Origin of the sequence: Caballeronia sp. LZ024 (assembly GCF_031451455.1) — a bacterium.
Lineage (GTDB): Bacteria > Pseudomonadota > Gammaproteobacteria > Burkholderiales > Burkholderiaceae > Caballeronia > Caballeronia telluris.
In genome coordinates this window covers 1,415,695-1,437,363 of the sequence record NZ_JARUXL010000001.1, presented here as the reverse complement: position 1 = coordinate 1,437,363, position 21,669 = coordinate 1,415,695, and the positions used below count along the sequence as shown (strand labels likewise).

General features: G+C 65.9%; 18 protein-coding genes. 11 read left to right on the top strand and 7 right to left on the bottom strand.

All coding sequences use genetic code 11. The features are described 5' to 3' along the window. Positions 1-193: 193 nt before the first annotated feature. The 3 genes from QCE48_RS06590 (at position 194) to QCE48_RS06580 (ending at position 2,184) form a co-directional block, all read left to right on the top strand. A complete protein-coding gene (locus QCE48_RS06590) occupies positions 194-994 on the top strand; it encodes a hypothetical protein (protein WP_309785609.1) in 801 nt (266 codons plus the stop codon). Further along, the gene (locus QCE48_RS06585; protein WP_309785610.1) at positions 976-1,725 is read left to right on the top strand and encodes a pseudouridine synthase; all 750 of its coding nucleotides are present in this window, start codon (positions 976-978) and stop codon (positions 1,723-1,725) included. Before QCE48_RS06590 ends, QCE48_RS06585 begins: the two co-directional genes overlap by 19 nt. A 225-nt stretch (positions 1,726-1,950) precedes the next feature. After that, the gene (locus QCE48_RS06580) at positions 1,951-2,184 is read left to right on the top strand and encodes a hypothetical protein (RefSeq protein ID WP_087630453.1); all 234 of its coding nucleotides are present in this window, start codon (positions 1,951-1,953) and stop codon (positions 2,182-2,184) included. Positions 2,185-2,250: 66 nt separating this feature from the next. Here QCE48_RS06580 and def read toward each other — a convergent pair whose 3' ends face one another. From def to QCE48_RS06555, 5 genes are all read right to left on the bottom strand, one after another. Beyond that, positions 2,251-2,784, bottom strand: coding sequence for a peptide deformylase (gene def, locus QCE48_RS06575; protein ID WP_062639549.1), 534 nt, complete (start codon positions 2,782-2,784; stop codon positions 2,251-2,253). Then, positions 2,781-4,859, bottom strand: a complete 2,079-nt coding sequence (gene ligA, locus QCE48_RS06570) for an NAD-dependent DNA ligase LigA (RefSeq protein ID WP_309785612.1) — start codon at positions 4,857-4,859, stop codon at positions 2,781-2,783. The genes def and ligA overlap by 4 nt, the downstream gene beginning before the upstream one ends. 206 nt (positions 4,860-5,065) lie before the next feature. Beyond that, on the bottom strand, positions 5,066-6,301 hold the full coding sequence (locus QCE48_RS06565; RefSeq protein WP_309785613.1) for a cell division protein ZipA C-terminal FtsZ-binding domain-containing protein: 1,236 nt from the start codon (positions 6,299-6,301) through the stop codon (positions 5,066-5,068). Positions 6,302-6,434: 133 nt separating this feature from the next. Continuing rightward, positions 6,435-9,953, bottom strand: a complete 3,519-nt coding sequence (gene smc, locus QCE48_RS06560; protein WP_309785614.1) for a chromosome segregation protein SMC — start codon at positions 9,951-9,953, stop codon at positions 6,435-6,437. A 245-nt stretch (positions 9,954-10,198) separates the two neighbouring features. After that, positions 10,199-11,149 carry a DMT family transporter gene (locus QCE48_RS06555; RefSeq protein WP_309785615.1) on the bottom strand — a complete coding sequence of 317 codons (951 nt, stop codon included), beginning with the start codon at positions 11,147-11,149 and terminating at the stop codon, positions 10,199-10,201. Positions 11,150-11,536: 387 nt separating this feature from the next. Here QCE48_RS06555 and dapC point away from each other — a divergent pair, with 387 nt between their 5' ends. The 6 genes from dapC (at position 11,537) to cls (ending at position 17,743) form a co-directional block, all read left to right on the top strand. Next, positions 11,537-12,760: a succinyldiaminopimelate transaminase gene (dapC, locus tag QCE48_RS06550; protein WP_309785616.1), complete on the top strand. Its 1,224-nt coding sequence runs from the start codon at positions 11,537-11,539 to the stop codon at positions 12,758-12,760. A 29-nt stretch (positions 12,761-12,789) separates the two neighbouring features. Next, entirely contained in the window at positions 12,790-13,629 is an 840-nt protein-coding gene (dapD, locus tag QCE48_RS06545; RefSeq protein WP_309785617.1) for a 2,3,4,5-tetrahydropyridine-2,6-dicarboxylate N-succinyltransferase, read from the top strand. Between the two features lie 2 nt (positions 13,630-13,631). Then, entirely contained in the window at positions 13,632-13,991 is a 360-nt protein-coding gene (locus QCE48_RS06540; RefSeq protein ID WP_309785618.1) for an ArsC family reductase, read from the top strand. Positions 13,992-14,063: 72 nt separating this feature from the next. Continuing rightward, entirely contained in the window at positions 14,064-15,203 is a 1,140-nt protein-coding gene (gene dapE, locus QCE48_RS06535; RefSeq protein ID WP_309785619.1) for a succinyl-diaminopimelate desuccinylase, read from the top strand. 18 nt (positions 15,204-15,221) lie between these two features. Then, positions 15,222-16,106, top strand: coding sequence for a 50S ribosomal protein L3 N(5)-glutamine methyltransferase (prmB, locus tag QCE48_RS06530; protein ID WP_309785620.1), 885 nt, complete (start codon positions 15,222-15,224; stop codon positions 16,104-16,106). Positions 16,107-16,264: 158 nt separating this feature from the next. Then, on the top strand, positions 16,265-17,743 hold the full coding sequence (cls, locus tag QCE48_RS06525; protein WP_309785621.1) for a cardiolipin synthase: 1,479 nt from the start codon (positions 16,265-16,267) through the stop codon (positions 17,741-17,743). Positions 17,744-17,747: 4 nt separating this feature from the next. On the opposite strand, the gene QCE48_RS06520 is transcribed toward cls, so the two are convergent. Next, positions 17,748-18,227, bottom strand: coding sequence for a glutathione peroxidase (locus tag QCE48_RS06520; protein WP_309785622.1), 480 nt, complete (start codon positions 18,225-18,227; stop codon positions 17,748-17,750). 144 nt (positions 18,228-18,371) lie between these two features. On the opposite strand from QCE48_RS06520, the gene QCE48_RS06515 reads away from it, so the two are divergent. Together QCE48_RS06515 and QCE48_RS06510 are read left to right on the top strand one after the other, a co-directional pair. Further along, positions 18,372-20,303 (top strand): ATP-binding cassette domain-containing protein, encoded by a 1,932-nt coding sequence (locus QCE48_RS06515; protein WP_309785623.1) that lies wholly within the window; start codon positions 18,372-18,374, stop codon positions 20,301-20,303. 26 nt (positions 20,304-20,329) lie between these two features. After that, positions 20,330-21,355: a CaiB/BaiF CoA-transferase family protein gene (locus tag QCE48_RS06510; RefSeq protein ID WP_309785624.1), complete on the top strand. Its 1,026-nt coding sequence runs from the start codon at positions 20,330-20,332 to the stop codon at positions 21,353-21,355. Here QCE48_RS06510 and QCE48_RS06505 read toward each other — a convergent pair. Continuing rightward, positions 21,352-21,615 carry a DUF2866 domain-containing protein gene (locus tag QCE48_RS06505; protein WP_116561746.1) on the bottom strand — a complete coding sequence of 88 codons (264 nt, stop codon included), beginning with the start codon at positions 21,613-21,615 and terminating at the stop codon, positions 21,352-21,354. The two genes, QCE48_RS06510 and QCE48_RS06505, sit on opposite strands and share 4 nt — an antisense overlap. Positions 21,616-21,669: the final 54 nt, after the last annotated feature.

The window sequence follows — 21,669 nt, the reverse complement described above, 5'->3', positions numbered from 1 at the left end:
GTTCGTTCCGGCAGCGCTGCCGGACGCAAGCCCGTGCGGGCGGAAGCACCAGGCGGGCCGCGGCCCGCGGGACCGAAGACCGGCGCGCCGCGCGAGGGACGGCCGGATTCGCGGCCGGCCGGCGGCGAACGCGGTCCGCGTCCGTCGTTCGGTGATCGTGGCGCGCCGCGCGGCGATCGCGCCGGAAGTACGGATGAGCGTCGTCCGTTCAAATCGCGCGGTGACGATTCGCGATCCGCGGGCGGCGGTGAACGCGGTCCGCGTCCGTCGTTCGGCGACCGTGGCGCGCCGCGCGGCGATCGCGCCGGGAATTCCGACGAGCGTCGTCCGTTCAAATCGCGCGGTGATGATTCGCGATCCTCTGGCGGCGGTGAACGCGGTCCGCGTCCGTCGTTCGGCGACCGTGGCGCGCCGCGCGGCGATGGCGCCGGGAATTCCGACGAGCGTCGTCCGTTCAAATCGCGCGGTGACGATTCGCGGTCTGCGGGCGGCGGCGAACGCGGTCCGCGTCCGTCGTTCGGCGACCGTGGCGCGCCGCGTGGCGATCGCGCCGGAAATACCGACGAGCGTCGTCCGTTCAAATCGCGCGGTGACGATTCGCGGTCTGCGGGCGGCGGCGAACGCGGTCTGCGTCCGTCGTTCGGCGACCGTGGCGCGCCGCGTGGCGATCGCGCCGGAAATACCGACGAGCGTCGTCCGTTCAAATCGCGTGGTGACGATTCGCGGTCTGCTGGCGGCGGTGAACGCGGTCCGCGTCCGTCGTTCGGCGACCGTGGCGCGCCGCGCGGCGATCGCGCCGGAAATACCGACGAGCGTCGTCCGTTCAAATCGCGTGGTGACGATTCGCGCCCGCCGCGGCCGTCCGTCGACCGTCCGCGTCGCGACAACGACCGCCCGTCGGCGAAACCCACGCCCAAACCCGCCGACACGTCCCCTTCTCCGGCCCGCCAGGCGCGCGCCGGCGAGGAAGGCCTCGTGCGCCTGTCGAAAGTGATGTCCGAACTCGGCCTGTGCTCGCGCCGCGAAGCCGACGAGTGGATCGAAAAAGGCTGGGTGCTCGTCGACGGCGTGGTGATCGACACGCTCGGCACGCGCATCCGCCCGGACCAGAACGTCGACATCCTGCCCGCGGCGCACGCCATCCAGTCGCAACTGGTGACGATCCTCGTGCACAAGCCGGTCGGCTATGTCTCAGGCCAGGCCGAAGACGGCTATCAACCTGCGGTCACACTGATCAACCCGTCGAATCACTGGGCCGAAGACCATTCCGGCATCCGTTTTTCGCCGAACCATCTGCGCACGCTGGCTCCGGCCGGACGCCTCGACATCGATTCCACCGGGCTTCTCGTCCTCACGCAGGACGGCCGCGTCGCGAAGCAACTGATCGGCGGCCATTCGGAAGTCGATAAGGAATATCTCGTGCGCGTGAAATTCGGCGAACACACGGTGGACGTCGACCAGCATCTGCCCGACGAAAGCCTCGCGCTCCTGCGTCACGGCCTGGAACTGGACGGCGTGCCGCTCAAGACCGCTCAGGTGAGCTGGCAGAACGGCGAACAACTGCGCTTCGTGCTGCGCGAGGGCAAGAAACGCCAGATCCGCCGCATGTGCGAGCTGGTCGGCCTCGAAGTCGTGGGGCTCAAGCGAATCCGCATGGGACACGTCACGCTCGGCGCGCTGCCCGCCGGCCAGTGGCGCTATCTGGGAGCGGACGAGACGTTCTGATCCGCGCGGAGGACGCGAACGACCGCGCGCCGCCCGACAAAAATACGTCGCGAAAAAACGACGCAAATACCGAAATCGACGTGGATGCACCCCAATCGTGCGCGTCGATTTTTTTTCGAATTTTGTTTAAAGAAAATATGTCATCCATCCGATAGGCAGGTAACGCCCTTTTTACCGCCTGGAGGGCGCGTTTTCATGCTTCAGACGTTATTGGGGAGAACCGCCATGTCAGTTGAGATCATTGTTCGCGAAACGAAAACCGGCCTCGAAATCATCAGCGGCCGACGACGGCTCGACGCGCTGCTCGCGCTGCGCGACGAAGTCGTCGTGATGAGCCCCGGCATCGGCGAAGTCGTGATCGCGCGCCTGCCGGACGGGCGGCTCCAGGCGTCGGCGAACCCGGAGCACGTCAAGCTCTTCCGCCAGCCGGACGTCGGCAGCAAAAAGACATTCGCATAAGACGAAGGCCGCTCTTTGGAGCGGCCTTCTGCGTTTTTCCTGGCGGCCCGAAGGCTCCGGCGACGTTCAGTCGTCCCGCGGCGCGTCGAGTCCCGGGAACAGCACCTCGGTGAAGCCGAACTTCGAGAAGTCCGTGATGCGCATCGGATAAAGCTTGCCGATCAGGTGATCGCACTCGTGCTGGACGACGCGCGCGTGAAAACCTTCCGCGAGCCGCTCGATCGCGCCGCCGAACTGGTCGAAGCCTTGATAGCGGATCATCGAGTAACGCTGCACCGCGCCGCGCAGGCCGGGCACGGAGAGGCAACCCTCCCAGCCCTCCTCCATGTCGTGCGAATTCGGCGTCACGATCGGATTGATCAGCACCGTCTCCGGCACGGACGGCGCGTCCGGATAGCGCTCGTTATAGCCGAAACCGAAGATCACGACCTGCAGGTCGACGCCGATCTGCGGCGCGGCGAGCCCCGCGCCGTTCGCGTCGCGCATCGTGTCGAACATGTCCTGCACGAGCGCGTGCAGTTCCGGCGTATCGAAATGCTCGACCGGTTGCGCGATGCGCAAGAGCCGCGGATCGCCCATCTTCAGTATTTCGCGAATCATGGAGTCACTCCTTCCAAAAGCCTGCGCATACCGTCTTCGTCGAGCACGGGGATGCCGAGTTCCTCGGCTTTGACGAGCTTGCTGCCCGCCTCCGCCCCGGCCACCACGTAATCGGTCTTTTTGGACACCGAGCCGGCCACCTTCGCTCCGGCCGATTCCAGCATTTCCTTCGCTTCCTCGCGCGAGAGCGCCGGGAGCGTACCCGTCAGCACGACGGTCTTGCCCGCCAGCGCGCCCTGCGGCGCCTTCGGCGCGGGGGGCGCTTCGGGCCACGACACCTTCGCGCGCAACTGCTCGATCACGTGCTGGTTGTGCTCTTCAGCGAAAAAATTGTGGATCGATTCCGCGACGACCGGCCCGACGTCGTTCACTTCCAGCAATTCCTCGACCGTGGCCGCGATGATCGGATCGAGCGAGCCGAAATGTTTCGCGAAGTCTTTCGCCGTCGATTCGCCTACATGGCGGATGCCGAGCGCGTAAATGAAGCGCGCAAGCGTGGTCTTCTGCGCCTTTTCGAGCGAATCCAGCAGGTTCTGCGCGGATTTGTCGCCGAAACGGTCGAGCGCGGCGAGCGTCGAAAAGCCGAGATGGAACAGATCGGCCGGCGTGCGCACGAGATTCTGCTCGACCAGTTGGTCGATGATCTTTTCGCCGAGGCCGTCGATGTCGAGCGCGCGGCGCTGCGCGAAATGCCAGAGCGCCTGCTTGCGTTGCGCGGGGCAAAAGAGGCCGCCCGTGCAGCGCGCGATGGCTTCGTCCGGCAGCCGCTCGATCTTCGAGCCGCATACCGGGCATTCGGTCGGCATCACGAACTCGCGGGCGTCGTCGGGACGCCGGTCCAGGATCGCGCCGACCACTTCCGGAATCACGTCGCCTGCGCGCCTCACGATCACCGTGTCGCCGATGCGGATGTCCTTGCGGCGAACCTCGTCCTCGTTGTGCAGCGTGGCGTTCGTGACCGTCGCGCCGCCGACGAAGATCGGTGCGAGCCGCGCCACCGGCGTGATCGCGCCCGTGCGGCCGACCTGCACGTCGATGGCGAGCAGTTGCGTGAGCGCTTCCTGCGCCGGAAACTTGTGCGCAAGCGCAAAGCGCGGTGCGCGCGAGACGAAGCCGAGCTTATCCTGCTCCTCGCGCCGGTTCACCTTGTAGACGACGCCGTCGATGTCATAGGGCAGGCCGTCGCGCTTCTCGCCCGTCTTGCCGAAGAAATCGAGCAGCCCTTGTGCGCCATCGACCACGCCGCGCTCCGAATTCACCGGCAGGCCCATCTCGCCGTACCAGTCGAGCAGCGCCGAGTGCGTCGGCGGCATCTCGGCGCCTTCCAGCACGCCTATTCCGTACGCAAAAAACGACAGCGGACGCTGCGCCGTCATCTTCGGATCGAGCTGGCGAAGGCTGCCCGCCGCCGCGTTGCGCGGATTCGCGAATTCGCGCTGCTCCGCCTCGCGCTGGCGTGCGTTGAGCTTGTCGAAATCACGCTTGAACATCAGCGCCTCGCCGCGCACGTCGAGCCGCTTCGGCACGTTTTTGCCCTTCAGCTTCAGCGGAATCGAGCGGATCGTGCGCACGTTGGCCGTGACGTCTTCGCCCGTCGCGCCGTCGCCGCGCGTGGCGGCCTGCACCAGATGCCCGTCGTCGTAGCGCAGCGAAATGGCGAGGCCGTCGAATTTCAGCTCGCACGCGTACTGCACCGGCGCGTAACCGAGCGCGTCGGACACGCGCTTGTCGAACGCGACGATGTCTTCCTCGGCGAAGCCGTTGTTGAGCGAGAGCATCGGCACGTCGTGGACGACCGGCTCGAAGCCCGCCGCAACCTGCCCGCCGACGCGCTGCGTGGGCGAATCGGGCGTGATCAGATCGGGCTGGTCGGCTTCGATCTGCTGCAATTCCTTGAAGAGCGTGTCGTATTCGGCGTCGGGCAGATCCGGCTGGTCGAGCACGTAATACGCGTAGTTCGCACGCTCCAGTTCGGCGCGCAGCCAGGCGGCGCGCTCCGCCGGCCGCTCGGCGCCCGGCACGGGCGCCACGGATTTCGACTTGACGGCGGATTCGGCTTTCGTTTTGGCGGACATGCGTGGCAAGACGGAGTGTGTGGCAATGAGAAGAAATCCGGTCGTTCGATTGTCTCAGAAGATCGGTAAATCGTGGCATCGGCCGGACGGCCAACCCGCGCGGGCCCGTGCGCGCGCGCACAAAAAATCGCGCTCCCGGTTCAGTCCGATCGGGAGCGCGATGTCGTGGTCCGGCGGGTGACGACAGTGACGCCGACGCTTAACGCTTACTGGCTGAAGAGCCGCCGCGTCGCGGGCGAGCCGGCCGGGATGCCCGCCTGCTCCAGCTTCGCGTAAAGCGTCATCAACTGCTTTTCGATGGCGATCAGCGCCGATTCCGGCAGCGGGCGGCGCTGGTCGTCGACGACGCGCGCGCCGATGCGCTCGGACAGCGACTTCGCGTAATCGCACATCAGGCGGAACGGGAGGATGTCTTCATCCGCGACCGGCACGTCGAGCACGAGCGTGATCATCTGACCGCCCTTGTACGTGAGGTCGTCGCGCAGGAAGTTGGTGTCGCCGAACTGGAGCATGAAGACCGGGTTCTGCTTCGCGTCGAGCTTGACGAAGCGCGTGCCGTCGCGCGAGAGCAGCAGGCCGTCCTGCGACGCCACCGCCTGCACGTAGTTCGCCGACCACGGCGCGCCGTCCGACAGGATGTTGATCGAGAGCTGCGCGTCGCACTGGGCGGCGAACGCGTCGAGTTCGCGCGCCATGCCGACCGTCTCCAGCATGTCGGGAAATTCCGGCGCGCCGTCGATGGCGTCGGCGAAACGCTGCACGCCCGTCACGAACTCGGAGAATTCCAGTTCGTTGAGCGGCCCGCTGCGGTTCGCGAGTTGCGCCGCCGCGCGCAGTTCTTCGTAGCGCGCGCCGTTCTTCAGCAACTCCCAGGCGGATTCGCCTTCGGGCTTGCCCTCGATGTTCACGGGCTTGGTTCCCGCGCGGCGCAGGCGCTGCGCGAGCGGCACGAGCTTGTCGCCGGCGATCGGCGCGGTCAGCCGGATCGGCACGACGCAGTCGATTCGACGATCCACGAGCGCGGGCGGCGCCGAGGAGAACGTCGTCGCGGCGGGCACGATCGGCTCTTCCGACTCCGGCCCTTCGGTTTCGACGGACGGCTCGCCATTGGTCGACGTCGCTTCGGCCTGGAGATCGACCGCGGTATCGGCCGGCGCGACACCGGGCATCGGCGCACCGCCGAAACTCGGCTCGACGCGCGCTTCGTTCTGTTCGTGGGCGGCGGCCTCTCCCATCGCGGGCTCGCGGCGCGCGGGCCGTACCGGCTCAATGAACGGATGTTCTTCGTCCGTCTCTTGACGGGCGAGCGAATCCGCGGCTTCCTCGGGCATCGGGCGCGGCATCCTGCGACGCACCTTCGCGCTCTGCCACGCGTTGTAAACCACCACGCCGCCCACCACCACGGCGCCGGCGCCGATCAAACCGAGTGTCAACTCGTCCATGCACGCTCCATCATTCTTTCTAGTTGCGATGCGCCGCGCGATCTGTCGCGCACGCTGGTTTCAACGCGCGCCGACTCCGCGCCTCGCGCGTAAGGCCGGAACGCGGTTCCGGCCTGCTCGGGTTCAAAGTCTTTCAGCCAGCATTCTGTGCGAATCCGGCCGCGGATTCCATGTCCACGGCAACGATCCGCGACACGCCCTGCTCCTGCATCGTCACGCCGATCAGTTGCTGGGCCATTTCCATCGCGATCTTGTTGTGCGAGATGAACAGGAACTGCGTCTTGGCGGCCATCGCGCGCACGAGGTTCGCGAAACGCTCCGTGTTCGCGTCGTCGAGCGGCGCGTCCACTTCGTCGAGCAGGCAGAACGGCGCCGGATTCAGCTGGAACATCGCGAAGACGAGCGCGGTGGCCGTCAGCGCCTTTTCGCCGCCCGAGAGCAGATGAATGGTCGAATTCTTCTTGCCGGGCGGCTGCGCCATCACCTGCACGCCGGCGTCGAGGATTTCGTCGCCGGTCATGATGAGTTTCGCCTGACCGCCGCCGAAAAGACGCGGGAACAGGTCGCCGAAATGGCGGTTCACTTCGTCGAAGGTGCCTTGCAGCAGCGCGCGCGTTTCCTGGTCGATTTTGTGGATCGCGTCTTCCAGCGTGTTGATCGCGTTGTTCAGGTCGGCCGACTGGGCGTCGAGGAACTCCTTTCGCTGCGTGGCCGCCGCAAGTTCGTCGAGCGCGGCCATGTTGACGGGTCCGAGCGCCGCGATCGCATTGTTCAGGCGCGTGACCTCGCCCTGCAGATACGACGGCTTCATGTCCGGCGTGAGCTTCGCCTGCAACTCGGCTTCGTCGACGCCCGCCGCCTGCAACTGCTCGACGAACTGTTCGCCGCTGATGCGCGCCGCCTGCTCCTTCAACTGCAATTCGTTGATGCGCTCACGCAGCGGCTGCAGCGAACGCTCGACGCTCAGGCGCGCTTCGTCGGACTGGCGCAGGCGCGCGGTCAGGTCGTCGAGTTCGATGCGCGCCGCGTGCAGCGTCTCTTCCTTTGCCGCGCGGATGTCGAGCGCGTCTTGCAGACCGGTTTGCGCGGTCTGCTCGTTGATCGTTTCGAGTTCGGCGCGCGCGTCTTCGAGCGCGCCCGCGACGCGTTCGCTCTGGTCGTGCGCGGTGTCGATATTGCGCTTGTATTCTTCGATCTTCGCCGCGAGGCCGCGCACCGCGAAGCTCGCATCGCTCGCCGCGCGTTCCAGATCGCGCGCTTCCTGACGGGCGTTCGTGAGCGACTCGTCGAGCGCTTCGAATGCGAGCTGGTTGTCTTCGAAACGCGCCTGCAGTTCGGCGAGTTCGGCGTCGTGACGCTCGAAATTCGCTTCGGAGTCCGCCCTGAGCGCGCGCTGTTCGTCGATTTGCGCCTTGATCTCTTCGAGTTCCTCGCGGATCTGCGTGCTGCGCTGCGTGTAACGCTCGTGCGCCTGCGTGAGCTTCAGCACGTCGAGTTGCAGCGCGTGGACGCGCTGCGTCGCGCGCTCGGCGGCCGAGCGCGCATCGGTGAGCGCCTGCGAGGCCTGCGTGTGCGCGGCCTCGGCGCGCACGGCGGCGGCCTTCGCTTCGTCGGCGAGCAGCGCCTGCGCGCGCACCTGACGCGTGAGGTTTTCGATTTCCTGCTGGCGCGCGAGCATGCCTGCCTGCTCCGAGTCGGCCGCATACAGCGCCACGCCGACGCGCGAAACCATGTGCCCCGCCTTCACGACGAACGCGCCGCCTTCGGGCAGTTGCGCACGCGCGGCGAGCGCCTGGCCGATGTCCTCGGCGATGAACGTCGTGCCGAGCCAGTCGTTCAGCACCGCGCGAATGCCCGGATCGTCGATGCGCACGAGCGACAAGAGCGGCCGCAAGCCTTGCGGCGTTTCCAAAGGCCGGCCGGCGGGCGGCGGTGCGTAAAACGCGAGCTTGGCGGGCGGCGCGTCGGTGGCGAACGCCTTGACCCAGTCGAGATTCGATACTTCGAGCGCCGTCATCCGCTCGCGCAGCGCGGCTTCGAGCGCCGTCTCCCAGCCCGCTTCGATGTGCAGCTTTTTCCAGAGGCGCGGCAGACCGCCCAGCTCGTGCTTGTCGAGCCACGGCTGGATCTTCCCTTCGGTCTGGACGTTTTCCTGAAGCTGCTTCAGCGCGGCAAGCCGCGCTTCCAGTTGATGGTTCTGCGCGCTTTCGGCCTGCACGCGTTCCTGCGCCGCGCGGCGCTCGCCGTCCAGACGCGGCAGCGTGGACTGTGCATCCGCGAGACGCGCCTGGGCGTCGGCGAGAATTTCTTCGTGTTCGGCAAGCTGCATGCGCAACTCTTCGAGCTGCGCTTCGTCGGGCGCGTCGAGCCCGCCCGCTTCCGTCTTCAGACGCTCGTGACGCTGCTGCAACTGCTGAAGCTGCTGGTCGGCGTTGCGCTGATGCGCCGCTTCGAGCTTCAGCGACTGCTCGGTCTGCGCGATGCCGCCGCGCTCTTCGTTCAGTTGCGTCTGCGCGTCGCGCCAGCGCCCTTCGAGCGCGGGCAATTCGTCGTGCTTGGCGGCCGCCGTTTCCTGCGCGATGGCCGCCTTTTCCTCGCCGATGGTCAGCGCTTCTTCAGCGTCCTCGATTTCGCCGCGCGCGCGCTCGGCCTGGATCTGCCATTGCTCGCGCTGCGCCGTGAGCGCCGCGATCTGCGCCTGCACGCGATTGCGCGACTCGACGATGAAGCGGATCTCCGCCTCCAGGCGGCTCACTTCCGAATTCGCCTCGTAGAGCGCGCCCTGCGCGCCCTGCATCGCGTCGCTCGCGCTGTAATGCGCGACGCGCAGCGTCTCCAGTTGCGCTTCCACTTCACGCAGACGCGCGGTCTGCGCTTCGAGTTCGATCTGCGCGTCGCGAATCGCGCGCTGCTGGCGCTCGGCTTCGTTGCCCGCCTCGTTTTTGCGCAAGAGCCACAGCAGACGCTGCTTCTCTTCGCCCTCGGCCTGCAACTGCTTGTATTTGGTCGCGACGACCGCCTGTCCTTCGAGCTTTTCGAGATTCGCGCTCAGTTCACGAACGATATCTTCGACGCGCGTCAGATTTTCCCGCGTGTCATGCAGACGATTCTCGGTTTCGCGACGCCGTTCCTTGTACTTCGACACCCCCGCCGCTTCTTCGAGGAACACGCGCAGTTCTTCCGGCTTCGCCTCGATGATCCGCGAGATCATGCCCTGCCCGATGATCGCGTAGGCGCGCGGGCCGAGGCCCGTGCCGAGGAAGATGTCCTGGATGTCGCGGCGGCGCGCGGGCAAATTGTTGATGTAATAGCTGGAGGTGCCGTCGCGCGTGAGCACGCGCTTCACGGCGATTTCGCCGTAGGTGCTCCACTGGCCGGCGGCGCGGCCGTCGGCGTTGTCGAAGATCAGTTCGACGCTGGCCCGGCTGCCGGGCTTGCGCGCCGTCGAGCCGTTGAAGATCACGTCCTGCATCGATTCGCCGCGCAGCTCCGAGGCGCGCGATTCGCCGAGCACCCAGCGCACGGCATCGATGATGTTGGACTTGCCACAGCCATTGGGACCCACGACGCCGACCAGCTGGCCGGGGACCTGGAAATGCGTGGGATCGACGAAGGACTTGAAGCCAGCGAGTTTTATCGAGGTCAGACGCACGGCGATATCGCTGTTGGAAAAGAATGCTTGGCGTATCTCTGATACGGGGCCGGCGGGCCTTCTCGCGCGCTCTGGATCATGCGCGGCGTGGCCGTCGCCGGTCGAATTGCTCTCGGGCCTGATGCGCGATCAAGGCTGCGATCAATACGCTGCCGTCGCGCGAAACACGTGCAATCAACGACTTAGAACCGCTTTGCGGAATCGTCCGATTGACGGGTCGGCACGGCCTTCGCGAGCGGTCACAATCATACCATCGCGCGTGTCGATTTCTTTTTGGCGGCGGCTTCGCCAGACGGCTCGACGGGCGCAGTGTCGCGATGCACCCAGCTCGACAGCACGCATGCCACGACGATGCACGCGCCGCCCGCCCATTCGCGCGGGCCCGGCACTTCGCCCGCGAAAAACCATGCCGAAAGCGCCGTCACGACGAGTTCGAACAGCATGATGATCGACGCGCGATTGGCCGGCACCTTCGCGAGACCGATCTGCACCAGCATGTTGTTCGACGCGAGCACGACGCCGAGCCCGATCACGATGAACGCGACCATGCCCATCTGCGAGGCGGCGGGCGGAGTCGGCATCGCTTCGAAGCATGTCGCGAACGCGGCGACGAGCGCCGCGCCGCCGAAGATGGTCGCCGTGCGCATTTCGGGTTTCAGGTCCGGCAGCACGCGGCTCACCTTGACGATCAGCACGTTGCTCATCGCGAAGCCCATGCCGCCCACGAGACCCGCCCATTCGGCGAGATTCGCCGGCAGCGGCATGCCGAGCTCGGGGGACCAGAGCATCGCCATCGCGCCCGCGAGCGACAGCGCCGCCAGCGCGACGCCCGATCGCGTGAGCCGCTCGTGCAGGATGAAATGCGCGAAGAGCGCGGTCCACGCGGGCGTGAGGTAGAAGAGCAGCAGCACGCGCATCACCTGCCCGTGGATCGCGCCCCATACGAAGCCGATGTTCGTCACGCCGGCGGCGAGCGCGAGCGCGACGAGCAGCCAGTGCCACGACATCGACGCGATCGCCCGGCGCCGCACGAGCAGCACGAAGAGACAGGCGGCGGCGCTCGTCGTCGCGCTGGCGGCGGTGCCGGTGAGACCGAGCGCGGCCAGCATGCGCATCGGATACCAGACGAGGCCCCAGACGGACGCGCCCAGCATGATCGCGAGCGTGGGCAGTGTGTTCGCGAGGCGCGGGCTCATCGCGACTCGCTTTTGTTTATAGAACCGCGACGCGGGTCTGCGTGCGCGCACGCGTCCGACACGACCGCCGCCCGCGACGCAATGCTTCCTGTTTCAATCGACTGCATTCACTGCTCCATGATTCATCCGCGGACCTCGCTCGACGTCGGCGAGCCGCTTTCTGCGCGGCCCGGCGGCCTGCATGGTCCGAATCGCCCGTATGCGCCGCTGTATAATCGAACGCTTTCCCGCGTCATGTGCGGGAGCGCTTTCCTGGTATTCCCGAGCCGCGGCCCGCTGCCGCCGATTCCCCGGTCCCGTGCCGCGACATCCGGTCGCCCACCGCTCCGGCCGTCGCCCAAGCGAGCTGTGCCAAGTCCTCATTTGCCGCCGTCCGACGACCTCGCCGTGAACCCTCTTCTGCAGAAACTCCAGCCGTATCCGTTCGAAAAGCTGCGCGCGCTCTTCAAGGGCATCGAGCCGCGTGCCGGCGTCAAGCCGATCAGCTTCGGCATCGGCGAGCCGAAGCATCCGACGCCCGCGCTCGTTCGCGATGCCGTCGTGAATGCGCTCGGCGGTTTGTCGTCGTATCCGGCGACGCTCGGCAGCGAGCCGCTGCGGCAGGCCATCGCGGCGTGGGTGAAAACGCGCTACCACCTTCCCGCCGTCGATGCCGCCACCGAAGTGCTGCCGGTATCGGGCTCGCGCGAAGCGCTCTTCGCACTCGCGCAAACGGTGATCGACAGCCGGTCGGCGAACGCGGCCGAACCGCCGATCGTACTCTGTCCGAACCCGTTCTACCAAATCTACGAAGGCGCGGCGCTTCTCGCGGGGGCGCAACCGTACTTCGTGAACAGCGACCCGGCGCGCAACTTCGCCTGCGATTACTCGGCCGTCCCCGCCGACATCTGGGCGCGCACGCAACTGCTCTATGTCTGCTCGCCGGGCAACCCGACAGGCGCCGTGCTCACGCTCGACGACTGGCGCGAACTCTTCGCGCTGTCGGACCGGCATGGCTTCGTCATCGCCTCGGACGAGTGCTACTCCGAAATCTACTTCGACGAAGCCGCGCCGCCGCTCGGCGGCCTGGAAGCGGCGCACCGGCTCGGGCGCGGCTTCGAGCGCCTCGTGATGCTGTCGAGCCTCTCGAAGCGCTCGAACGTGCCGGGCATGCGCTCGGGCTTCGTCGCGGGCGATGCATCGATCCTCAAGGACTTCCTGCTATACCGCACCTACCACGGCGCGGCGCTCTCCACGGTGTTCCAGAGCGCGAGCATCGCCGCCTGGCAGGATGAAACGCACGTGCGTGACAACCGCGCGAAATATCTGCAAAAGTTCACGACGGTCACGCCGATGCTCGCGGACGTGCTGGACGTGCGCCTGCCCGACGCCGCGTTCTATCTCTGGGCGAACGTCGCGCGCACCGGCCTCTCGGATACCGAGTTCGCGGCGCGTCTCTACGCCGACTATAATGTGACGGTTCTGCCGGGCTCCTTTCTCGCGCGCACCGCGCACGGCACGAATCCCGGCGAGGGGTTCGTGCGCATCGCGCTCGTCGCCGACGTCGACGAATGCGTCGAGGGAGCGCGCCGCATCGTCGAGTTCTGCCGCACGCTCGCGCGTGCCGCCTAAATCCATCCTTCCTTACCGATACCACCGACATGTCGCAACAACTTCAGCAGATCATCGATAACGCCTGGGAAAACCGCGCCGAGCTGTCGCCGAAAGCCGCGCCCGCCGAAGTGCGCGACGCCGTCGCTCACGCGATCGAGCAACTGGACAAAGGTCAACTGCGCGTCGCCGAGAAAAAGGACGGCGACTGGGTCGTCAACCAGTGGCTGAAGAAGGCCGTGCTGCTGTCGTTCCGCCTGGAAGACAACGCGCCGATGCCGGCGGGTGGTGGGTCCGTCAATTACACGCAGTTCTATGACAAGGTGCCGTCGAAGTTCGCGAACTACACCGCCGAAGACTTCGCCGCGGGCGGTTTTCGCGTCGTACCGCCGGCCATCGCACGCCGCGGCTCGTTCATCGCGAAGAACGTCGTGCTGATGCCGTCGTACACGAACATCGGCGCGTATGTCGACGAAGGCACGATGGTCGACACCTGGGCGACGGTCGGTTCGTGCGCGCAGATCGGCAAGAATGTGCATTTGTCGGGCGGCGTGGGCATCGGCGGCGTGCTGGAGCCGTTGCAGGCGAACCCCGTCATCATCGAGGACAACTGCTTCATCGGCGCGCGCTCGGAAGTGGTGGAAGGCGTGATCGTCGAGGAGAATTCGGTCATTTCGATGGGCGTTTATCTCGGCCAGAGCACGAAAATCTACGATCGCGAAACCGGCTCGGTCACGTATGGCCGCATTCCGGCGGGATCGGTCGTGGTCGCGGGCAACCTGCCGTCGAAGGACGGCACGCACAGCCTCTATTGCGCGGTGATCGTGAAGAAGGTCGATGCCAAGACGCGCGCGAAGGTCGGCCTGAACGAGCTCCTGCGAGGCGACTGATCGTGGCGAAGAAGACGGTCGTCTACGGCATCCCGAACTGCGATACCGTGAAGAAAGCGCGCGTGTGGCTGGAAGAACACGGCGTGCCGTTCGAATTCCACGACTTCAAGAAAGCGGGCGTCTCGAACGCGCTGTTGCAGGACTGGCTGAAGGACGTGTCGCTCGACGAACTCATCAACCGGCGCGGCACGACCTGGCGCGGCCTCTCCGACACCTACAAGGCCGAAGCCGGCACGACCGCCGGCGCGATCGCGCTGATGATCCACAAGCCGTCGATCATCAAGCGGCCGGTCGTCGTCGTGAACGGACGCGTGAAGACGCTCGGCTTCTCGGCCGAGCAGTACGAAACGTTGTTCGACTGAAGCGCGATTGCGTTGATTAATCCGACTGCCGGCCGCCGCGCCGGCATTTTTCATTTGAAACTGGCTCGAATAATGTCCGGCACCCTCCTCCTCACCGAAGACCTGATCGCGCGCGCGTCCGTCACGCCCGATGACCAGCACTGTCAGGCGCTCCTCGTCGAGCGGCTTGGCGCGATCGGCTTCGAATGCGAGACCATCGAATCGGGCGGCGTCACGAACCTGTGGGCGGTCAAGCGTGGCACGCAAGGTGCCGACGGCAAGCTGCTCGCGTTCGCCGGCCACACCGACGTCGTGCCGACCGGCCCGCTCGAACAATGGACCTCGCCGCCCTTCACGCCGACCCATCGCGACGGCAAGCTCTACGGACGCGGCGCGGCGGACATGAAGACGTCGATCGCGGCGTTCGTCGTATCGAGCGAGGAATTCGTCGCGGCGCATCCCGCGCATCGCGGCTCGCTCGCGTTCCTCATCACGAGCGACGAGGAAGGCCCGGCGACCGACGGCACCGTGAAAGTGGTCGAGGCGCTGAAGGCGCGCGGCGAACGGCTAGACTACTGCATCGTCGGCGAGCCGACGTCCTCGGCCACGCTCGGCGACATGGTCAAGAACGGCCGGCGCGGCTCGATGTCGGGCAAGCTCGTCGTGAAGGGCGTGCAGGGGCATATCGCGTATCCGCACCTCGCGAAGAATCCCATTCATTTGCTCGCGCCCGCGCTCGCCGAACTCGTCGCCGAGCACTGGGACGAAGGCAACGAATACTTTCCGCCGACCACCTGGCAGGTCTCGAACCTGAAGAGCGGCACCGGCGCGACAAACGTGATCCCGGGCCACACGGAACTGCTGTTCAACTTCCGCTTCTCGACGGCGAGCACCGTGGAAGACCTGCAACGCCGCGTCCACGCAATTCTGGACAAGCACGAACTCGACTACGACCTCAGCTGGACCGTGAGCGGACTGCCGTTCCTGACGCCGCGCGGCTCGCTCTCGAATGCGCTCGAAACCGCGATCTTCGATGAAACCGGCGTGCGCACGGAGTTGTCTACGACGGGCGGAACGTCGGACGGCCGCTTCATCGCGCGCATCTGCGAGCAAGTGGTGGAATTCGGGCCGCCGAACGGCAGCATCCACAAGATCGACGAACATATCGAAGTCCAATTCATCGAGCCGCTGAAGAACGTGTACCGGCGCGTGCTCGAACAACTGATCGCCTGAGAACAAAGGAGCCTTGCGATGGCGCTACCCTTCACCACCGTGCGCGACCTGCTGCGCTTCGGCGTGTCCCGCTTCACCGAGGCCGGACTGTCGTTCGGCCACGGCTCGTCGAATGCATACGACGAAGCCGCTTATCTGATTCTTCACACGCTGCACCTGCCGCTCGACACGCTCGACCCGTTCCTCGACGCGCGCCTGCTCGACACCGAAATCGACGCCGTCATGAAGGTGATCGAGCGCCGCGCGAAAGATCGCGTGCCGGCCGCGTACATCACGCACGAGGCGTGGATGCACGGCCACCGCTTCTACGTGGACGAGCGCGTGATCGTGCCGCGTTCGTTCATCGGCGAATTGCTGCAGGACGGCTTGCAGCCGTACGTCGCCGATCCGGACCAGGTGTCGCACGTGCTCGAACTGTGCACCGGCTCCGGCTGTCTCGCGATTCTCGCGGCGCAGGCGTTCCAGAACGCGGACATCGACGCCGTCGACATTTCGGCGCCCGCACTCGAAGTCGCGCATCGCAACGTGGACGAATACGGCCTCGACGAGCGCATCGCGCTCTACGAAGGCGATCTCTTCGCGCCGCTGCCGGGCGGGCGTTACGAGGTCATCATCACGAACCCGCCCTACGTGAACGCGACCGCGATGGGCAACCTGCCGGCCGAATACCGTCACGAGCCGGAACTCGCACTCGCGGGCGGCGCGGACGGCATGGACGTCGTGCGGCGGATCGTGGCCGAAGCGCGCAAGTGGCTGACCGAGGACGGCGTGCTCGTCGTCGAGATCGGCAACGAGCGCGAGAACGTCGAGGCATCGCTCGGCGGGCTGGATCTGGTCTGGCTCTCGACCAGCGCCGGCGACGACAATGTCTTCCTGATCCAGGCGGCCGACCTGCCGGACTGACACAGGATCTGCGCGCGGGGCGGCATTATTGAGACGGCATCGAACGTGCCGCCTTCGGTAAGATGACGCATCGCCGACCGGCGCCTTGCATCGCAACGCTGCGCCGGCCGTTTTCCCGGCTCATCGCCAACCGAAGCCACGCTCGGCCGCGCGCATCCATGCAACTAGACTGGCTCCACCTCGGCACTCTCGTGATGGCGGCACACGTGCTCGGCGCGGTGGCCGCGATTCACGCCGTCATCAACACGCGCACGTCGCAGGGGGCGGTCGCCTGGGCCGTGTCGCTCGTCGCGATGCCGTATCTCACGCTCATTCCGTATCTGTTTCTCGGGCGCAGCAAGTTCGCCGGGTATATCGACGAACGGCGTCTCGAAAACGAGATCCTGCGCAACCGCTCGCATCCCACCGAGTGGGAATCCGGCGACGCGACCGAAACCGGCACCCTGCCCGACATCTCCAGCGCGCGCGGCGTGGCGGCGCCCGGCCCGGCGGAATACCTCGGCCACCCGGTCATCCGCACGCTCACGCGCCTTTCCGGCATGCCGTTTTTGCGGGGCAACGCCGTGCGCGTGCTGATCAACGGCGACGCGACCTTCTCCGCCATCCTCGAAGCGATCGAACAGGCCGAGCGCTACGTGATCGTCCAGTTCTTCATCGTGCGCGCGGACGCGCTCGGCGAATTGCTCAAGGACATGCTGGTCGCGAAGGCGCAGGCGGGCGTGCGCGTCTATTTCCTCTACGACAGCATCGGCAGCTTCGACCTGCCGCACCGCTATGTGAGCGCGCTGCAGCAGGCCGGTGTCGAGATTCATCCGTTCGCGACCAAACGCCTGTTCGTCAACCGCTTCCAGATCAACTTTCGTAATCATCGGAAGATCGTCGTGGTCGATGGCGAGCGCGCGTTCGTCGGCGGCCACAACGTGGGCGTCGAGTATCTCGGCGGCAATGCGCGGCTCTCGCCCTGGCGCGACACCCATATCGAGGTGCGCGGCCCGGCGGTTGCAAGCATCCAGTTCGTCTTCATCGAAGACTGGTACTGGGCGACCCAGCGCCTGCCGGAAGTCGGCCCGAGCACGCGCTGCCCGGACGACATGCATTGCATGGTCCTCGCGAGCGGCCCCGCCGACAAGCAGGAAACCTGCTCGCTCTTCTTCGTCGAAGCGATCAGCGCGGCGCGCACGCGCGTCTGGATCACGACCCCTTACCTGATTCCCGACGAGGCCGTGTTCTCGGCGCTGAGGCTCGCGGTCATGCGCGGCGTGGACGTGCGCATCCTGATTCCGAGCCGGCGCGACCATCACGTGGTATTCGCGGCATCGAAGCTCTACGCGTACGACGCGATCCTCGCCGGCGTGCGCATCTTTCGCTACCGGCCGGGCTTTCTGCACCAGAAGGTCGTGCTCGTCGACGACATCGCCGCCGCGATCGGCAGCGCGAATCTCGACAACCGCTCGTTTCGCCTGAACTTCGAGATCATGGTGCTGACCGTCGACCGGCGTTTCGCGGGCGAAGTGGAAGGCATGCTGCTCGACGACTTCGCGCTCGCCGACGAAATCGGCCCCGACGACTACCGCCACTCGCCCGCGTGGCGACGCATGGCGATGCACGTCGCGCGCCTCTTCTCGCCGATCCTCTGAGCGGCTACAGCAGCTTTTCCACGTCGTCGGCGATGGCTTCGGGTTTCGTGATCGGCGCGTAACGCTTGACGATGTTGCCGTTGCGGTCGACCAGAAACTTCGTGAAGTTCCACTTGATCGCCTCGATGCCGAGCACGCCCGGTTCCTTCCCGGTCAGGTACTTGTAGAGCGGATGCGCATTCGCGCCGTTCACGTCGATTTTCGCGAACATCGGAAACGTGACGCCGTAGTTCTTCTCGCAGAAGCTGCCGATCTGGGCCGCGTCGCCGGGTTCCTGCTTGCCGAACTGGTTGCACGGAAAGCCGAGCACTTCCAGCCCGCGAGCCGCATAGCGCGCGTACAAATCCTGCAAACCCTTGTATTGCGGCGTGAAACCGCATTCGCTCGCCACGTTGACGATGAGCAGCACCTTGCCGCTGTACTGGTCGAGGCCGACGGTTTCGCCGTCGAGCGTTTCTGCCTGAAAGGCGTAGAGGTTATCCATACGATGCTCCACCAAAAAAATCCAGTCTAAGCGAAAAGCTCCGCGCACGACATCTAGCCAGATGGCGTAGGCCGAACGGCTGAGGGCGCGGCATCGATGCATCGGTCTAAAATAGCGCTTTCCCTTAAGCCCGGTCGTCACGTCGTGATTCGCTTCAACCAATTCAGCCTTGCCCGCGGCACCAAGCCGCTCTTCGATGCGACCACGTTCGCCCTCAATCCGGGCGAAAAGGCCGGTCTCGTCGGCGCGAACGGCGCGGGCAAGTCGACGCTCTTCTCCGTGCTGCGCGGCGACCTGCACGCGGACGGCGGCGATTTTTCGATGCCGCCTTCGTGGCAGATCGCGCACGTCGCACAGGAGACGCCGGCGGTCGATCGCACCGCGCTCGACTACACGCTCGACGGCGATGCGCAGTTGCGGGCGATCGAAGCGCGCATCGCGGCCGCATCGGCGGCTCACGACGGCGCGGCGGAAGCGCACGAACACGCCGCCTTCGCCGACGCCGACGGCTACACCGCACCCGCGCGCGCCGAAGCGCTCCTGCTCGGTCTCGGCTTCACGCTTGCCCAGACGCGCGAGTCCGTATCGAGCTTTTCCGGCGGCTGGCGCATGCGCCTGAATCTCGCGCAGGCGCTGATGTGCCGCTCCGACCTGCTGCTGCTCGACGAACCGACCAACCACCTCGACCTCGACGCAATCGTCTGGCTCGAAGACTGGCTGCATCGTTACCCGGGAACGCTGATCGTGATTTCGCACGACCGCGAATTCCTCGATTCGGTCTGCAATGTCACGCTGCACCTGGAGAACCGGCAGATCAAGCGCTACGGCGGCAATTATAGTCAGTTCGAGATCCTGCGCGCGCAGCAGATCGCGTTGCAGCAGAGCGCGTACGAGAAGCAGCAGAAGACGGTCGAGCATCTGCAGAGCTTCATCAACCGCTTCAAGGCGAAGGCGACCAAGGCGAAGCAGGCGCAAAGCCGCGTGAAGGCGCTCGAAAAGATGGAACTGATCGCGCCCGCGCACGCGAGCTCGCCGTTCACGTTTGAATTCCGCACGCCCGACGCCGCGCCCAACCCGATGATCGTGATGGACGAGGTGCGCTGCGGCTATCACACGGAAAACGGCGACGTGCCGATCGTCGAAGACGTGACACTGTCGATCCAGAACGGGCAGCGCATCGGTCTTCTGGGCGCGAACGGACAAGGCAAGTCGACGCTCATCAAGACGCTCGCCGCCACGCTCGACGCGCTCGCCGGCACCGTGCGCCAGGGCAAGGGCTTGCGCATCGGCTATTTTGCGCAGCATCAGCTCGAAACCCTGCGTCCCGACGATTCCCCAATCCAGCATCTCGCGCGCCTCGCGCCCGACACGCGCGAGCAGGAACTGCGCGACTTCCTCGGCGGTTTCAACTTCTCCGGCGAGATGGCGACCGCGAAGATCGCGCCGTTCTCCGGCGGCGAAAAGGCGCGGCTCGCACTCGCGCTGATCATCTGGCAGAAGCCGAACCTGCTTTTGCTCGACGAGCCGACCAACCACCTCGACCTCGAAACCCGCCACGCGCTGACGATGGCGCTCGCCCAGTTCGAGGGCACGCTCATCCTGGTCTCGCACGACCGCGCGCTCTTGAGAGCGACCACCGACATCTTCATGCTGGTCGCGAAGCACCGCCTGCAGCCGTTCGACGGCGATCTCGACGACTATCGCGACTGGCTCCTGCAGCACGCCGCCGAAGCGCGCGCCGCGGCGAAGGACGCGAACGGCTCGGCCGATGGCGGGCAGGATTCGTCGCAGAGCCGCAAGGAGCAGCGCCGGCTGGAGGCGCAGGAGCGGCAGAAGCTCTCGCATTTGAAGAAGCCGCTGCAATCGAAGATCGCGAAGATCGAGAAGGAAATGGACGCGTTGCAGGAGGAGAAGGCGGCGCTCGATGCGTTCGTCGCCGATTCCGCGAGCTACGAGCCGGCCATGAAGACGAAGCTGACCGATTCGATCCGCCGCCAGGCCGACGTGAACGCGCGGCTCGACACGCTCGAACACGAATGGCTCGAAGCGCATGACGAACTGGAGCAGATCGGCTGAAGCATCCCACTCACGGAGGGCATGTCTTGTCGCAAACACCATTGCTCGAAGGCCTGCGCGTGCTCGACCTCACGCGCCTGTTGCCCGGCCCGGTCGCCACGTTGCGGCTGGCGGAACTCGGCGCCGACGTGCTGAAGATCGAAGCCCCCGGCGAAGGCGACTACGCCCGCACGATGCTGCAAAGCGACGCCGACCGCGCCGCCGGCACGCCGAGCGCGTTTTATCGGCTGGTTAATCGCGGCAAGCGGGCGCTCACGCTCGATCTGAAGACCGAAGCGGGCCGCGCGGAGCTGATCCGCCTCGCGCGAGAATCGGACGTGCTCGTCGAGAGTTTTCGCCCTTCGGTGATGGCGCGGCTCGGCGTCGGCTACGACGTGCTGCGCGAAGCGAATCCGAAGCTCGTCTATTGCGCGATCACGGGTTTCGGCGCCGAAGGCCCGTTCGTCGACACACCGGGCCACGACCTGAACTACATTGCGTATGCAGGCGTGCTCGACCAGCTCGCGTCGAACAACGGCACGCCCATCGTGCCGAATTTCCAGATCGCGGATTTGCTGGGCGGCGCGCTTGCCGCCGTCACACAGATTCTGGCGGCGCTATGGCACGTCGCGCGCGGCGGCGAAGGGCATTGCCTGAATGTCTCGATGACGCACGCGGTCCATGCGCACAACGTGATGGCGCATATTGCACTCGAAAACCACGCGTACGCAACGACGCGCGCGGGCGCCGGGCTGCTCAACGGCGGCGCGCCCTGCTACAACGTCTATCGCACGAAGGACGACCGGTTCGTCGCGCTCGGCGCGCTGGAACTGAAGTTCTGGGAAACCTTGTGCCACGCGCTCGGCCGGCCCGAATGGTCCGCGAAGCACTGGAGCCTCGGTCAGGCGGCGGGCGGCGCCGATGCCGTCGCACTTACGCAGTCGCTCGCGGCGATTTTCCGCGAGCGCACGCGCGACGAATGGATTGCGCTGCTCGAACCGCTCAACTGCTGCGTGGCGCCGGTGCTAACGCCCGCCGAAGCGGCCGCGCATCCGCTTTTCGCGAAGGATTAACGGCGCGGCAAGGTCTGGCGCGGCATGCGCTCGTCGTCGATGAGCATGTGTTTGCGGCCGGTGACGTGATGGCGGATCGTCGCGACGACCTGGTCTTCCGTCACGTCCGCTGCCACGACGCGGCGCGAAATCTGCCCTTCGGCGTCGATCCATTCGACGATCCGGCATTCGCCGCCCCACGGCTGCAAAATCGGCGCAGAAACGCGGCAGCCGCGCAGGTGAAACGATGAAGCCGGAGTGGAGTGATCTGAGTGTTTCAAGGCGTGGTCCTTTGCTCGTGCACTGCAGCCGTTCTTGTAGCCGTGCAAGCATAG

Bases quoted from the DNA above. Each gene is read 5' to 3' on its own strand.
- QCE48_RS06590 (WP_309785609.1), top strand. From the start codon at position 194: ATGAGCGTCGTCCGTTCAAATCGCGCGGTGACGATTCGCGATCCGCGG.
- QCE48_RS06580 (WP_087630453.1), top strand. From the start codon at position 1,951: ATGTCAGTTGAGATCATTGTTCGCGAAACGAAAACCGGCCTCGAAATC.
- def (WP_062639549.1), bottom strand. From the start codon at position 2,784: ATGATTCGCGAAATACTGAAGATGGGCGATCCGCGGCTCTTGCGCATC.
- ligA (WP_309785612.1), bottom strand. From the start codon at position 4,859: ATGTCCGCCAAAACGAAAGCCGAATCCGCCGTCAAGTCGAAATCCGTG.
- QCE48_RS06565 (WP_309785613.1), bottom strand. From the start codon at position 6,301: ATGGACGAGTTGACACTCGGTTTGATCGGCGCCGGCGCCGTGGTGGTG.
- QCE48_RS06555 (WP_309785615.1), bottom strand. From the start codon at position 11,149: ATGAGCCCGCGCCTCGCGAACACACTGCCCACGCTCGCGATCATGCTG.
- dapD (WP_309785617.1), top strand. From the start codon at position 12,790: ATGTCGCAACAACTTCAGCAGATCATCGATAACGCCTGGGAAAACCGC.
- dapE (WP_309785619.1), top strand. From the start codon at position 14,064: ATGTCCGGCACCCTCCTCCTCACCGAAGACCTGATCGCGCGCGCGTCC.
- prmB (WP_309785620.1), top strand. From the start codon at position 15,222: ATGGCGCTACCCTTCACCACCGTGCGCGACCTGCTGCGCTTCGGCGTG.
- cls (WP_309785621.1), top strand. From the start codon at position 16,265: ATGCAACTAGACTGGCTCCACCTCGGCACTCTCGTGATGGCGGCACAC.
- QCE48_RS06520 (WP_309785622.1), bottom strand. From the start codon at position 18,227: ATGGATAACCTCTACGCCTTTCAGGCAGAAACGCTCGACGGCGAAACC.